Annotated in this window: 12 protein-coding genes; all 12 read right to left on the reverse strand. The window is 74.3% G+C overall.

The features are described from left to right. Positions 1–31: 31 nt before the first annotated feature. The 12 genes from QWY28_RS03675 to QWY28_RS03730 all read right to left on the reverse strand — a co-directional run bounded on the left by QWY28_RS03675 (position 32) and on the right by QWY28_RS03730 (position 13597). The gene (locus QWY28_RS03675) at positions 32–520 is read right to left on the reverse strand and encodes a PGPGW domain-containing protein (RefSeq protein WP_300950946.1); all 489 of its coding nucleotides are present in this window, start codon (positions 518–520) and stop codon (positions 32–34) included. Further along, on the reverse strand, positions 517–981 hold the full coding sequence (locus QWY28_RS03680; RefSeq protein ID WP_300950947.1) for a PGPGW domain-containing protein: 465 nt from the start codon (positions 979–981) through the stop codon (positions 517–519). The genes QWY28_RS03675 and QWY28_RS03680 overlap by 4 nt, the downstream gene beginning before the upstream one ends. Positions 982–1029: 48 nt before the next feature. Next, on the reverse strand, positions 1030–1572 hold the full coding sequence (locus tag QWY28_RS03685; protein WP_300950948.1) for a nuclear transport factor 2 family protein: 543 nt from the start codon (positions 1570–1572) through the stop codon (positions 1030–1032). 4 nt (positions 1573–1576) lie between these two features. Continuing rightward, a complete protein-coding gene (locus QWY28_RS03690; RefSeq protein ID WP_300950949.1) occupies positions 1577–2371 on the reverse strand; it encodes a lytic murein transglycosylase in 795 nt (264 codons plus the stop codon). Then, positions 2368–3246, reverse strand: coding sequence for a phosphate ABC transporter ATP-binding protein (locus QWY28_RS03695; protein WP_300950950.1), 879 nt, complete (start codon positions 3244–3246; stop codon positions 2368–2370). Before QWY28_RS03695 ends, QWY28_RS03690 begins: the two co-directional genes overlap by 4 nt. Positions 3247–3331: 85 nt before the next feature. After that, a complete protein-coding gene (locus tag QWY28_RS03700) occupies positions 3332–4870 on the reverse strand; it encodes a substrate-binding domain-containing protein (RefSeq protein WP_300950951.1) in 1539 nt (512 codons plus the stop codon). Positions 4871–4934: 64 nt separating this feature from the next. Then, entirely contained in the window at positions 4935–5903 is a 969-nt protein-coding gene (locus tag QWY28_RS03705; RefSeq protein WP_300950952.1) for a sortase, read from the reverse strand. Then, complete coding sequence (locus QWY28_RS03710) at positions 5900–8500, reverse strand: hypothetical protein (RefSeq protein WP_300950953.1); 2601 nt, start codon at positions 8498–8500, stop codon at positions 5900–5902. The genes QWY28_RS03705 and QWY28_RS03710 overlap by 4 nt, the downstream gene beginning before the upstream one ends. Next, complete coding sequence (locus QWY28_RS03715; protein ID WP_300950954.1) at positions 8497–10143, reverse strand: phosphate ABC transporter substrate-binding protein PstS; 1647 nt, start codon at positions 10141–10143, stop codon at positions 8497–8499. Before QWY28_RS03715 ends, QWY28_RS03710 begins: the two co-directional genes overlap by 4 nt. After that, positions 10140–11369 carry a phosphate ABC transporter permease PstA gene (pstA, locus tag QWY28_RS03720; protein WP_300950955.1) on the reverse strand — a complete coding sequence of 410 codons (1230 nt, stop codon included), beginning with the start codon at positions 11367–11369 and terminating at the stop codon, positions 10140–10142. Before pstA ends, QWY28_RS03715 begins: the two co-directional genes overlap by 4 nt. Then, complete coding sequence (gene pstC, locus QWY28_RS03725) at positions 11366–12376, reverse strand: phosphate ABC transporter permease subunit PstC (protein WP_300950956.1); 1011 nt, start codon at positions 12374–12376, stop codon at positions 11366–11368. The genes pstA and pstC overlap by 4 nt, the downstream gene beginning before the upstream one ends. A 153-nt stretch (positions 12377–12529) precedes the next feature. Then, positions 12530–13597, reverse strand: a complete 1068-nt coding sequence (locus QWY28_RS03730) for a TerC/Alx family metal homeostasis membrane protein (protein WP_300950957.1) — start codon at positions 13595–13597, stop codon at positions 12530–12532. Positions 13598–13767 lie beyond the last annotated feature (170 nt).

Below are 13767 nucleotides of genomic sequence, written 5' to 3' on the forward strand. Positions count from 1 at the left end.
CGCCAGGGGCGGGAGCGACCACGCCCCGCGGTCAGCCGGCGGAGCGGTCCGCGCGGTCCGCGCGGTCGATGTCGCGCTCCAGGGCGGCGACGGCATCGGGCTTGCCGTGGAAGCGCCGGTAGCTGTAGACGAGCAGCGCCAGCGCGACGAGCGCGGAGACGATCTGGGTGATGCCGGTGGCGATGCCGCCGGGCAGCCACCAGGACTCCGCGAAGGGCCACCAGCCGGGGACGTCGGGCTTCCAGCACCACAGCACGCCGGCGGCGAGGAGGAGCACGGCGCCCGAGGTGGACAGCACGATCCGCAGCGTGGTCTCGACCGACTCCGCGGCCCCCTTGAGGGCGCGGTACTTCACCGGCTCCAGGCGCCGCTCGGCCCACTCGTACTGCTGGCTCAGCACGGCCAGGCCACCGAAGAGCATCAGCAGGCCGGGGCCGGGGAGGATCAGCGCGGCGACGCCGGCGACCACCAACAGCCAGCCGACCACCTCGAGCGTCACCCGGCGGGCCGCGCCCTTCACCGGTCCTGCTCCACGCCCACGCCGCCGGGTTCCATGGGGTCGAGCATCCCAGAGCGGCGCAAGCCCACCGACGCGACGGCGGCGGTGGCCTGCCGGGCGCGACGGTGCCGGCGGTGCTCGACCAGCAGCAGCGCCAGGGCCGCGACGCCGGAGACCAGCTGCCCGACGCCGGCCCACACGCCGCCCGGGAGCCAGGACCAGCCGGGCCAGATCCACAGCAGCCCGGCCAGCGCGAGGACCGCGGTGCTGGTGATGCTGACCGCGGCGCGCGCCGGCGTGCTCACCGCCCGGTCGCCCGCGACCGCACGCGCTCGGTGCAGCTGCCGGGCCGCCCACTCGTAGCGCTCGGCGAGGACCACGAGGCCGCCGACCAGCACGACGACGCCGGGCCCCGGGAGCGGCAGCAGCACGAGCCCCAGCAGGACCAGCAGCCAGCCGACCGGCTCCACGAGCACCCGCACCGCGCCGGTTGTACGCCGCCGGCGCGAACGCCGCGTGAACGCCGGGCCTCAGCCGCCCGACGTGCCGCCGTACGCCCCGCCGTACGCCGCGACGTAGGCCCGTCCCTCGTCGTCGAGGCGCCCGTGCGCCTCCGCGACCGCGGCCCAGCGCAGCGTCGTGCGCAGGAACCGCAGCGGGTTGTAGACGTCCTCCTCGCGGGAGAACAGGCCGTCGCCGGCGTAGGTCATGATCGTCAGGTTCGACTCCGAGTGCACCGAGCCGTCCCCGGGGTCGGGCATCGGGTTGCCCACCTCGCAGATCAGCCGTGACCGCTCGACGTCGACGGTCTGCCAGGCGATCGGGAAGCCCGTCATCAACCGGCCGGGGAAGCTCGTCATCGTGCGGACCGACCAGGCGCGGATCTCCTCGCGGCCGCGGAAGGTGCCGTAGGCGTGCTCGACGTACGTCGCGTCCTCGGTGAACAGGTCGGCGTACCCGTGCCAGTCGCCGCTCGCGGTGAACCCCGCGACCCGCTCGTGGAACGCGGCGTACGCCTCGGTGATCTCCTCGGCGCCGAAGCTCCCCGTCCGGTCCGTCCCCTCGTGCGCCACCCGGTCACCCCGTCCGCTCGGCGTAGGCGGTCGCGGCGGCGTGGACGGCCGCGACGTACTCCTGCGCGTGGTTGTAGGAGAACACCGCCGCGGACCAGCCCGCGCCGGTGGTGAGGTCGTGGCCGTCGGCGCACAGGTAGCGGGCGGCGGCGAGCGCGGCGTCGTCGATGTCGTTCGGGTCGGCGGCGCCGTCGCCGTCCCCGTCGGCGGACCAGCGCCGCCAGGTGGAGGGGATGAACTGCAGAGGGCCGACGGCGTGGTCCCACACGGGGTTGCCGTGCCAGCGGGTCGAGGAGGGCGTCGCGGGGATCGCGGCGACCTCGCCGCGGCCGTCGAGGGCGGGGCCGAGGATCGGCTCGGAGGAGAGGCCGTCGTCGGCGATCGTGCGGCCGTCGATGGTGCCGTGCTGGGACTCCACCCAGCCGATGCCGGCCAGCGTGGTCCAGCCGACGTCGCAGCCCGCGGGCGCCATCAGCGTCGCCCGGCCGTACGCCGTGAGGGCGGGCAGCGGGATGCCGGCGCGCTCGGCGGTGGCGGCGGCCCACCCCGGGTCGACGGAGGGTACGCCGCCGGCCGGCCGCGCGCCCGCACGACTGCCCGGGGCGGCCCGCCCCGCGGTCCCCTCGGGGGCCGCGACCTCGGGGACCACCGCGACCAGCGGCTCGGTCGTCGCGTCCGCGCTGCGCGTGCGGGCCGGGTCGAGCACCCGCTGCTGGGCCCAGAACGCGGTGCCGGAGAGCACCGCGAGGGCGAGCAGGAACCCGAGGACCGCGGGGAGCGCGCGGACGCGACCGGTCATCCGAACCGGCCGTTGACGTAGTCGCTGGTGCGCTGGTCGCGCGGGGCGGAGAACATCGCGCCGGTGTCGCCGTGCTCGACGATCACGCCGGGCGTCCCGTGGGAGGCCAGGAAGAAGGCGCACTGTGTGGAGACGCGTGCGGCCTGCTGCATGTTGTGCGTGACGATGACGATGGTGACCTCCCGGGCGAGCTCCAGCATGGTCTCCTCGATCACGCGTGTCGAGGTGGGGTCCAGCGCCGAGCACGGCTCGTCCATGAGCAGCACCCGCGGCTTGACCGCGAGCGACCGGGCGATGCACAGCCGCTGCTGCTGGCCGCCGGACAGGCCGCCGCCGGGCGCGTCGAGGCGGTCGCGCACCTCGGTCCACAGCCCCGCCTTGGTCAGGCAGCTCTCGACGAGCTCCTCCTTGGTCGCGCGCGAGGCGCGGGTGCCGGTGAGGCGGAGGCCGGCGAGCACGTTCTCCCGGATCGACATCGCGGGGAACGGGTTGGGCTTCTGGAACACCATGCCGATCGCCCGCCGGGCGTCGATGAGCCGCCGGTCGGGGTCGTAGACGTCCTGCCCGTCGAGGAGCACCTCGCCCGCGAGCCGGGCCGACGGCACGAGCTCGTGCATCCGGTTGAGGATGCGCAGGAAGGTCGACTTGCCGCAGCCGGACGGGCCGATGAGGGCGGTGATGCCGCCCGCCGGCATCGTCAGCGAGACCCGGTCGAGCACCTTGCGCTCGCCGAACCAGGCGGTGATCTCGCGGGCCTGGAGCTCGGCGAGCGGCGCGAGCGGCGCGCCGGGGGCGGCCTGGCCGAGCGGCGCCGGGGTCTCCGGCGGGCCGGCCGGGACGGCGGGCAGGACGGTGGTGTCGTCGGTGGTGCTCATGGATCGGGTTCCTCGCTGGTCGTCCGCGCGGACCGCGCGGACCGGGCGGCCGTCGTGGACGACCGCCCGGTGCCGGTGGTGCGGGCTACTTCTGGGTGATGGTGAAGGACTTCGTGGCGCCGACGGCGACGCCGTTGCCGCCCCAGACGGCCTTCAGGGAGTGCTTGCCCTTGGCCAGCTTGCCCAGCTTGACGGTGGCCTTGCCGCCCTGGAGGGTGACGGACTTCAGGGTCGTGGCGCCCTCCATGATCTTCACGGTGCCGGTGGCCTGGCCGCTGACGCCGGTGAGGGCGACGGTGACGGTGCCGGTGGCCTTCTTGCCCTTCGCGACCTTCGCCGGGAAGGTCTCGGCGACGGTCGAGCCGGCCTTGACGACCACCGAGGCGGTCGCGGTCGAGCCCTCGAAGGCCGAGCCCTGCGCGGGGACGAACTCGGCGGTGAACTCGCGGCTGCCGAGCTCGAGGCCGGTCGCGGTGTACGTCGCGCGGCCGGAGACCAGCGGGACGCCGGTCGCCAGGGTCGAGCCGCCGGAGGTGAACGTGACCGTGCCCTGCGGGGCGGTGCCGGCGGTCACCTGCGCGACGAGGGTGGCCGACCGCGCCTTGGTGCTGGAGCCGGTCAGCGCGACCGAGGTCTCGACGGCCTCGTTGAGGGTGAAGTTGCTGGTCGCGCTCTGCGTGGCCTGGCCGCAGACGCCGCCCTGGGCGGGGGTCGCGAGCTGCTTGAAGCCGGCGCGCTCGATGAGGGCGCGGGCGTCGGTGGAGCACAGGTAGCCGTTCTCGCCGAAGACCGACTGGACGGCGGCCGTGGCGAGGTCGGTGCCGCGGACCACGTTGTAGAGCGCACGGTCGGCACGGAAGCCGGTCTCGAGGCGCAGGGTCTTGCCGAGCAGGCCGGCGCGGCCCTCGGAGAACGGCGCGACGGCGTTCGGGTCGCTCTTGATCGCGGTGTCGTCGTGCTCCTGGACCTCCGCGACGGACTTGGCGAGGGTCACCGCGACGCCGCCGTTGGCGGCCTGGAGCTGGGAGGTGAAGAAGCTGCGGGTGCCGGAGCCGGCCTGCGGGATGAGCGGCTTGATGGCGCCGTCCTTGCCGCCGACCTGCGACCAGTTGGTGACCGTGCCGTCGTAGATGTCGACGATCTGGTCCTTGGTCAGCGCGGCGGGCGCGTTCGAGGGCGCCGAGCCGGAGACGGCCATCACCAGCGTGTCGAGGGCGAACGGGAAGTTCTGGAGGCCGGCCTGGACCTCGGCGGTCGAGGGGCCGGAGGAGGAGCGGGCGAAGTCGACACCGGCGTTGTTGCCGGCGCCGTACAGCAGCGCCTTGCCCGCGCCGGAGCCGTTGGGACGCTTGAGGGCGCCGGTGTGGAGGGTGACGTCGCCGCCCCCGGTCGCGGCGTACGTCGCGAGCCGGGCGGCCGGCGAGGTGGCGTTCCAGCCGTCGGCGAGCAGCTTCAGCGCGTGCTGGCTGGTGTCGGACCCGACCCCGACCAGGTCCGCCGCGGCCGGGGTGAACGTCGTGTCGTCGGGGTCGACGGCAGCGGTCGCGGGGGTCGCCGTGAGCGCGAGCACGGAGCCGGTCACGGCCGCGGCCGCGAGACCGGCGAGGGACTTGCGTACAGACATCTCGACATCGCTTTCTTGGAAGTGGGTGGTGCGGTGGGTCCTGCGTGGTGGTGGTGCGGGTGGGTCAGAGGACGTTCGGCAGGAGCCGGACGGCCACGTCGGTGGTCGCCCAGGACAGGGCGAGGGCGATCGGGGTCGCGAGGACCCAGACCAGGACGGTCGACCAGCGCTGACGCGCGGCGACCACGGCGAGGACGAGCGCGACGAGCAGCGCGAGGTGCAGGGCCAGGAGCGGGACGGCGCCCTCGTCGGTCGCCATCGCCCTCTCCGACTCCGGCACCGCGGTGGGCCGGCCGGGCGGCGCCGGGAAGCCCTCGCGGGCCTCGGCGTCGACGTAGACCGCCGAGCCGGGCGAGACCGCGGCGAACCTGCCCTCGCCCTCGGCGGTGACGAGGGTGAGCCGGGCGGCGCCCTCCCCGGCCGGCGCGGGCAGCGGGTCGCCGGCGCGGCGGACGCCGAGGACCCGGAAGGTGACCGCTCCCTGGGCGCCGGTCACCTCGACGGCGTCACCGGCCCGGAGGTCCGGCAGGTCGGCGAAGGGACCGCCGTACGTCGCCGCGCGGCCGTAGACGACCGACGTGCCGACCTGGCCGGGAAGCACGGTGTCGCGCCGGTGGCCCGGCCCGTCGAGCGTGTCGCCCGACGCGGTGCCCTCGACCACGACCTCCTCGAGCCCGAGGCTGGGGATGCGCAGCAGCGCGACCGGGTCGCCGACCGGCACGACGGGACCGATCGGGGCCGTGGCCGAGGCGACCTGCGTGCGGAGGTCGCGGTAGAGCAGCTCCTGGGCGCGCTCGTGGGACAGCGCACCGAGGAACAGCAGCTGCGCCGCGGGCCACAGGCAGACCAGGGCGAGCATGGTCAGCGCCGAGGCGACCGGCGCGGTCCGCTCGTCGGGGCGGGTGGCCGGCCGGGTCCTCGAGCGGCCGGGTCCCGGCGGACGCGGCCGGCGGGGCAGCCGCGGGAGCCGCCGCGGCGGGCGGGCCGCCCGGGCGCCGCCGTCGACGGCGGGCCGGGTCTCGAGCGCGGTCACCGGGGCACCCGCACGAAGAAGCGCAGGCCGCTGGCGACCAGCACCGAGACCAGGCCGACGAGGACGAGCGCGGGCAGCAGGCCGCTGCCGAGGCGGGAGCCGACCGGCTCGGTCGCCGGCATCACGGGGGCCGCGGTGGCCGGCGCCGTGGGCGCGGCACCGGGGGCCGCCGGGTCGTCCGCGGCCGGCATCTCGCCGGTCGGCACGCCGCCCACGACGGGGTCGCCGCCGGGCAGCCCGGTGCCGCCACCGGAGGTGTCACCGCCGGCGCCGCCGCCCGGGCCGCCGCCGTCCGGGGCCGGCTCGCGCTGGGCGGCCACGGCCTCGGCGACGACCTGGGCGGAGCGGAAGAGCTTCGCGGTCACCCCGGTGCGCCGGATGGGCAGGTAGCCCTCGGGGAGCTCGCCGTTGCCGCTGCCGGGCCGCTGGCCCTCGGTGGTCGAGACCCGGATGAACTGGGCGACCTTGGCGGCGTCGGCCTCGGGCAGGTTGCTCAGCCGGGCGGCGGTGTAGACGACCATCGTGCCGGGGTAGGCCTCGCCGCTGCGCCGCACGTCGGCCTGGTCGAGCACGAAGGGCTGCATCGGCTTCGCCTGCTCGGCCAGCCGCACGGCCGCGCCGAGGGAGACATCGGTCGGCGCGACGTACCGCCCCGGCTTCGTCTGCAGCGCGGCCGACCGGAGGCCGTAGCGCGCCGCGTCGCCGAGGCTGGTGATGCCGAGCATGAACCGCGAGCCGAAGGACTGCCGGTCGACCCGGCCGAGCTTGTACTGCTGCGCGGACTGGTCGAACTCGCAGCGGGTCTGGACGTTGGGCCAGGCGTCGAGCAGCGCCTCGGAGATCTTGCGCAGCGTGGTCACCGGCGCCGCGAGCTGGGTGAAGTAGACCGCGGGGTTCTCCTGGCGGCAGGTGTTCTCGGTCTCCGGCACGTAGGTGTCGAGCAGCGGCCACTCCGCGCGGGGCACCTCGATGCCCTCGTACTCCGGGTTGACCCTCATGCCCCACTCGTCGGGCTTGCCGGCGAGGAACGCGCGGGCGTCGGGGTCCTCGGCGAGGTACGCCGTGACCTGCTCGACCACGTCGGAGGAGTTCGACAGCGACAGCAGCGCGGCGCCGGCCTCCTGCGTGGTGGTGCTCAGCCCGGGGTTGAGCCGCTGGAACTCCGGGTCGTTCATGATCGCCAGCGGGTTGCCCCCGATGCCGGGGTGGCCGCGGCCGAGGTCGGAGCCGAGGTAGCTCTGGGTCATCAGCTTGGCGACGAGGCGCGCGTTGAGCCGCAGCCGGGTGTACTCCCCGCCGTTGTCGGGCTCGTCGACGACGTAGGCGATCGAGAACCCGGTCACCGCCGTCGGCGCGTAGCCGACCGGGTCGGTCCCGCGACGCTCGTGCTCGGAGGAGACCGCCGCGGCGACGCCGCCGCCGCTCTCCATGAGGTTCCAGCCGGCCTCGTCGGACATCTGGTTGAGCTGGTACTTGAACCGGTCCTCGGCCAGGCAGTACGCCGGCGACCACTGGGTCGCGGCCTGGGCGAGCAGCTCGGAGCCGTAGAAGCCCGTCGGGGGCCGCGGGTCGCGGATGTCGCAGGTGTCCGGCGGCAGGCCGAAGGTGATCGGGATCGCGAACCGGTGGCGCCAGTTCGACTCCGCCCACCACAGCGCCGGACCGACGGCCTGGTCGATGCCCTCGTTGCTGTAGTTGCTCGAGCCGGGCGCGAACCGGCCGCCCTTGCGGCACGCCTGGTCGCCGGCGGTCGGCGGCTCCGCCGGCGCGTCGCAGCTGAGACCCACGATCGGGATGACGACGACGGAGCAGGCGACCCGGTGGTTGCAGCCGAGCGACTCGTTCTCGGTGTCGCTGCGGACCTCCAGCTGCACGCTGCCGGTGCCGTCGGGCTCGGTGAACGCGGCGATCTCCGCGGGCGGGAACGCCGCGCCGACGGCCGCCTCGGGCGGCATGTGCTCGGCGTCGCAGGCCAGGTGGGTGCGGCCGTCGCGGGCGACGAACGGGGTCAGCCGGGTCGCGTAGGGGTCGATGTCGGCGGTCGGGCACTCGTCGGCGCCGGGGAACGGCGCCACGCCCGAGACGCGCGCCTTGTCCGCCTCGTCGGCGTACAGGTCGTGGCGCCAGGTCGCCTCGCTCTCCGAGCGGGTGACCTGCGAGCGCTGGGCGACCGACGCGGTCCAGCAGGTCTCCGGCCGCAGCCGCTTCCCGGGCGGGAGCGAGGGGTCGTCGACGCCGCGGCACTGCAGCACGACGACGGGGTACTCCTGGGCCAGACCGTTCTCGCCGTAGGGGTTGCTGGCTCGGCCGCCGCTGGGCTGCGCGCCCTTCCAGCTGATCCGGATCCGCTGGCGCCCGCGCAGGTTCCGGGTCTTGTCGGCGGTCACCGTCACCGTCTGCGTCGGGAAGGAGTACGTCGTCCCGTCGGCGTTCTCGAAGACGCGGGTCAGCTCCTGGGTGGCCCGGTAGCCGTCGCCCTTCGCCGCGGCCGGTGCGGCGGGCGCGGCCTGGGCCGGCGCGCCGGCCTGGCCGGGGACGGCGAGGCCGAGCGCGACGAGCACCAGGGCGACCAGCGCGAAGCCGGTCCGGCGCGTCACCGGACGCTCCGGCGGCGCTTGAGCGAGGCGACGTACAGGCCGGGGAGCAGGACGAGCGCGACCAGCTCGAGCGCGGCCAGCCACCCGAAGGCACGGGTGTCGGCGGAGCGGTCGGCGGCGAGCTCGGAGGGGTTGGCGTAGATCGCCTCGCCGCCGGTCGCGACGACGTCCCCGCCCCCGACGACCGCACCGGTCTCGGGGTCGATGACCGGGGCAGCGTCCCCGCCGGGGACGCCGGCGGTCCCGCCGCCGGCCGCTCCCCCGGCACCCCCACCGCCGCCCGCGGCGCCGCCCGTGCCACCGCCCTGGCCGCCGGCGGCACCCGTGCCCTCGTCGGTGGACGGCTCGCCCGTGCCCGTCGCGGTGCCGCAGGGGCCGGCGCCGACCTTGTCGCACGCCGCGGGCTGCGGGGCGATCTGGGCCAGCTTGTTGCCCGCGAGGTTCTTGCCGTCGAAGGTCGGGTTGTTGCAGGCGGTGACGTCGCGGTCGGTGAGGTCGACCGCGCTGTCGGCCTGCTTGAGCTGGGCGATCTGCTGGAAGCCGGCCTGCACGAGGTTCAGCGGCAGCGGGGAGTAGCCGTAGGGACCGGCCTTGGCCTGGCCCGCGCACAGGGAGTAGTAGAGGAAGTCCGCGAGCGTCTGGCGCTTGGCCGTCGACATGCGCGGGTCGCTCGCCCCGGTCGGGATGATCATGTAGCTGTAGGACGACAGCGGGTAGGCCCGCGGGTCGGTCGCGGTGTAGACGCCGTCGAGCACCTGCGTGAGGTAGAGCGGCGAGCCCTTGTCCTGGTTGATCCGGGCCTTGGTGAGCGCGACGGCCACGTTGTACTGCGTCGGCTCCACGAAGTAGCCGCCCTTGTTGAGCACCTTGACGACGGGGTAGTCCTTGTTGACCGGGTAGGAGTACTCGACGTAGCCGATCGTCCCGTTGCCGGCGAAGCCCGCGATGGTGTTCATCACCTGGTCCGAGCCGGCCTGGCCGACGGCACGGCCCTTGCGCGGGTAGTACGACGTCAGGCCGGAGCGGCCGAAGAAGGGCCGCCAGATCGACGGGTGCTCGTGGTCCATCCAGGTCGTGAACTGCGCGGTCGTGCCCGACCCGTCGGAGCGGACGACCGGCGTGATCGGCAGGGAGGGGAACGTGCGCCCGTTGTTGTCCTTCGCGATCGCCGGGTCGTTCCAGTTGGTGATCTGGTTGGTGAAGATCTTCGCGATCGTCTCGCCCGACAGGCGCAGGTTGCGGACCAGCTCGTTGCCGATCTTGAGCTGGTAGGTGAACGCCGTGCCGCCGGCCACGATCGGCAGGTAGGCGAACTCCCGGCCGCCGCTGGTGTCGGCGTTCCCGGCCTCGTCGACGCCCTGGTAGGGGATCTCGGAGATCGCGAAGTCCGTGCTGTCCTGGGAGAAGTCCTTGCGGCCCTTGGAGGACCCGCCGCCGGTGTAGACGACCTTCATCCCGTTGGCGTCGACGTCGGAGATCCACTGCTGGACGATCAGCTCCGACCAGGTCGACCCGGTGCCCTCGATCTGGGCGTACGCCGCGGCGTGGGCGGCGCCCGGCAGCGTCGCGACGCAGCCGAGGGCGATCAGGAAGGCGATCCAGCTGCGGGTGCAGCGGCGGACCGCTCGGGACGCGGTGCTCAACGGTTCTCCTGCGAGATCGAGGGCGCCTGGCGCAGGCGCGTGACGAGACGGGTGCGGAGGGAGGGCCGCGTGCCGCGGGGCCGGGCCAGCAGGCGGGCGACCACGAAGAGCAGCAGGACGAGGCCGAGCAGCACCGCGGCGGCGCCGTAGGCCCGCGTGATGGCGGTCGGCTCGCCGGAGCGGACCAGGGAGAAGATGTAGAGCGGCAGCGAGTTCATCGCGCCCTCACTCGGGTCGGCGACGAGGAACGCCGCCGCGCCGGAGGTGAGCAGCACGGGGCTGGTCTCGCCGATGCCGCGGGCGACGCCGAGGATCACCGCGGTCGCCAGGCCCGGCCGGGCGGTCGGCAGCACGACGCACCACACGGTGCGCCAGCGGCTGGCGCCCAGCGCCAGGCTCGCCTCGCGCAGGCCGGACGGCACGACGCGCAGGACGACGTCGGCGGCGCGGGCGATGATCGGCAGCATCATCACCGCGATCGCCAGCGCGGCGGCCAGGCCCGAGCGCGGGTAGCCCAGCGCCCGGATCAGCACGGTGTAGACGAACAGGCCGGCGACGATCGAGGGCAGCGCGGTCATGGCCTCGACGACCGTGCGGACCAGGGTCGCGAACCGGCCGCCGACCTCGGTCATGAAGACCGCGGTGCCGATGCCGAGCGGCAGCGTGATGACCAGCGCGATGCCGAGCTCGATCAGCGAGCCGACCACCGCGTGGGCGACGCCGCCACGGTCGAAGGAGTCCTTGGGGCCGACGCCGGCCATGTCGTCGAGGAAGAAGTTGAGGTGGGTCAGCGGGCGCCAGCCCTGCGAGACCACGTCGTAGACGGTGGTGACCAGCACGCCGGCGACGACCACCGCGCCGCCGGTCACGAGCGCCTCGGCGAGCCGGTCGCGGACCTCGGTCGAGCCGCCCGACATCGCGGCGGTGGTGGCCGTCAGGGCCAGGCCCAGGCCGAACCACACGACGACGAACCAGGCCGGGCCGGCCAGCGGCAGCAGCTGCTGGGTGAGGAGCCACGAGAGGCCGAGCGCCGCGGCCCACGGGCCGAGCCGGGAGAACTTCTCGTCGGGGCTGAGCCGGCCCAGGCTCGCGCGCGGGACCGCGGGCGCCGCGTCCTCGTCGTACGTCGGCAGGTGGGTGAGCGGCGCCGGCACGGCCGGCACGGCCGGCACGGCCGGCGTGGTCGCCTGGTCCGTCGGCGCCTCGGGCGGGAGCGTGGCGGTCATGCGTCGGTCCCCGCACCGGAGCGGCTGCGGCCGACGACGACCGCGGCGAGGGTGTTGACGACGAGCGTGATGAGGAACAGCACGAAGCCGGCGGCGAGCAGCGCGGAGAGCTGGGCGTCGCTGGCCTCGCCGAAGCGGCCGGCGATGAGGGCGCTGACGGTGCTGGTCCCGATCTCCAGGACGTTCCACTTCAGCTCGAAGGCGGGCGACACGATGAGGAAGACCGCGATCGTCTCGCCGAGCGCCCGGCCCAGGCCGAGCATCGTGCCGCCGATGATGCCGCCGCGGCCGAAGGGCAGCACGACGGTGCGGATCATCCCCCAGCGGGTGGAGCCGAGCGCGAGCGCCGCCTCCTTCTCGCCGGGCGGGGTCTGGGAGAACACCTGGCGCATCACCGCGCACGACATCGGCATCACCATCGCGGCGACGGCGATGCCGGCGCAGAACGCGCTGGCGGTGTAGCGGCTGGCGTCCCACACCGCGGCGTCCGGGTCGGACCCGCGGACGTCGAAGAGGGGGATCCAGCCCAGGTTGCGGTGCAGCCACAGCGCCAGCTCGGCCGCGTGCGGCATCACCAGCGAGAAGCCCCAGAGGCCGTAGACGATCGAGGGGATCGCGGCCATGAGGTCGACGAGCGAGACCAGCGTCGAGCGGAGCCGCGCCGGGGCGTACTCGCTGATGTAGAGCGCGGTCAGCAGTGCCAGCGGGAAGGCGAAGGCCATCGCGACCAGCGCGACCGAGGCGGTCCCGGCGAGCACGGCGGCGATGCCGACGACGTCGGCCTCGGGCTGCCACTGGGTCTCGGTGAAGAACGACCAGCCGTACCGGTCCAGGGTCGGGTAGGCCTGCCAGGCGAGGAAGAGGCCGACGCCCCCGGTCACCACCAGCACGGACGCGCCGACGGCACGGCTGGCGTGCTCGAAGACCGCGTCCGCGCCGGTGGCGCGACGGGAGATCCGGCGGGGACGTACGTCGTCGTCCGTGCCGGGCAGCGGGAGGGTGGTCACGGTGGTCCTGATCTGGTCGGGCGCGCGGACCAGGTGTCCGCGCGCCCTGAATGCTCAGGACCCTCCGGGAACGGATGGGCCGCCTCCGGTGAACGGCCGGGGAACTCGTCTCCGGCCTTTCCCGAACAGGTCAGGCGCCGCCGTTCCCGCTGGTCACAAGGGACTACTCGAACCCTGGCCCGCATGGCCCGAACGGGCCAGGGGTGCCCCCGTGAGCTCCTCGATGAGCTCCTCTCCGGCGTGCTCCTCGGCGGCGTCGTGGCGGCGCCGCGAGGCCAGGAGGCTGGTGGTGACCGTGACGGCGAGGACGCCGACGATCACGGCCAGCGACGCCAGCGTCGGGATCTCCGGGACCGACGGCCACACCAGGTGGGCCCAGTGCAGGACGAGCTTGACGCCGATGAAGCCGAGGATCGCGGCCAGGCCGTAGGAGAGGTGCGCCAGCTTCGAGAGCGCGCCCTCGAGCACGAAGTAGAGCGCCCGCAGGCCGAGCAGCGCGAAGGCGTTGGTCGCGAAGACGAGGAACGGGTCTCCGGTGATGCCGTAGACCGCCGGGACGGAGTCGACCGCGAAGACGACGTCGGTGGCGAAGACCGCGATGACGACCAGCGCGAGCGGGGTCAGCGCCCGGCGGGTGCGGCCGGCGACGGTGGTGCGGGTCAGCATCCGCGGGCCCTCGTAGTCCTCGGTCACCGGGAAGACCCGGCGCACCAGCCGGACCACGCGCATGTCGTCGACGTCGGTGGAGTGCTCCTGGCCGCGGACGGCGTCGCGGAGCAGCTTGAGGCCGGTGAGGAGCAGGACCGCGCCGAAGACCAGGAAGACCCAGTCGAACGCCGCGAGGGCGGCCGCCCCGAGCGCGATGAAGATGCCGCGGAGCACGAGCGCGCCGACGATGCCGTACAGCAGGACGCGCTGCTGCAGCTCGCGCGGCACGGCGAAGGCCGCCAGCAGGAGCATGAAGACGAACAGGTTGTCGACGCTCAGCGTCTTCTCGACCAGGTAGCCGGTGTAGTACTCCACGCCGGTCGTGCTGCCGTGCTGCGCCCAGATCCAGACGCCGAAGGCGAGCGGGAGGGCGACGTAGAACGCCGACCAGCCGAGCGCCTCCTTCATGGAGACCTCGTGGGGACGGCGCGTCAGCAGGAAGTCGACGAGCAGGAGGACCAGGACGGCACCGATGGTGACCGTCCACAGCAGGGGTGTGCCGATGGTGGGCATGCAGGACTCCTCGAACGGGTGTCGTTCGAGGTCTCCCCCACCCGGTGGTCCGGACGAGCCGGGCCGGGCGGCCACCGGGACGTCGCAGGGGACGTCGTACTGACCGGCGGCTCTGAGCGGGGTACTCCCCTCGGACAGCAGCGTAGAGGACCGGTCCAAGGCACGATGAT

The organism is Nocardioides oceani (genome assembly GCF_030412965.1).
GTDB classification, from domain to species: Bacteria; Actinomycetota; Actinomycetes; order Propionibacteriales; family Nocardioidaceae; genus Nocardioides; species Nocardioides oceani.

Bases quoted from the DNA above. Each gene is read 5' to 3' on its own strand.
- QWY28_RS03690 (WP_300950949.1), bottom strand. From the start codon at position 2,371: ATGACCGGTCGCGTCCGCGCGCTCCCCGCGGTCCTCGGGTTCCTGCTC.
- QWY28_RS03695 (WP_300950950.1), bottom strand. From the start codon at position 3,246: ATGAGCACCACCGACGACACCACCGTCCTGCCCGCCGTCCCGGCCGGC.
- QWY28_RS03700 (WP_300950951.1), bottom strand. From the start codon at position 4,870: ATGTCTGTACGCAAGTCCCTCGCCGGTCTCGCGGCCGCGGCCGTGACC.
- pstA (WP_300950955.1), bottom strand. From the start codon at position 11,369: ATGACCGCCACGCTCCCGCCCGAGGCGCCGACGGACCAGGCGACCACG.
- QWY28_RS03730 (WP_300950957.1), bottom strand. From the start codon at position 13,597: ATGCCCACCATCGGCACACCCCTGCTGTGGACGGTCACCATCGGTGCC.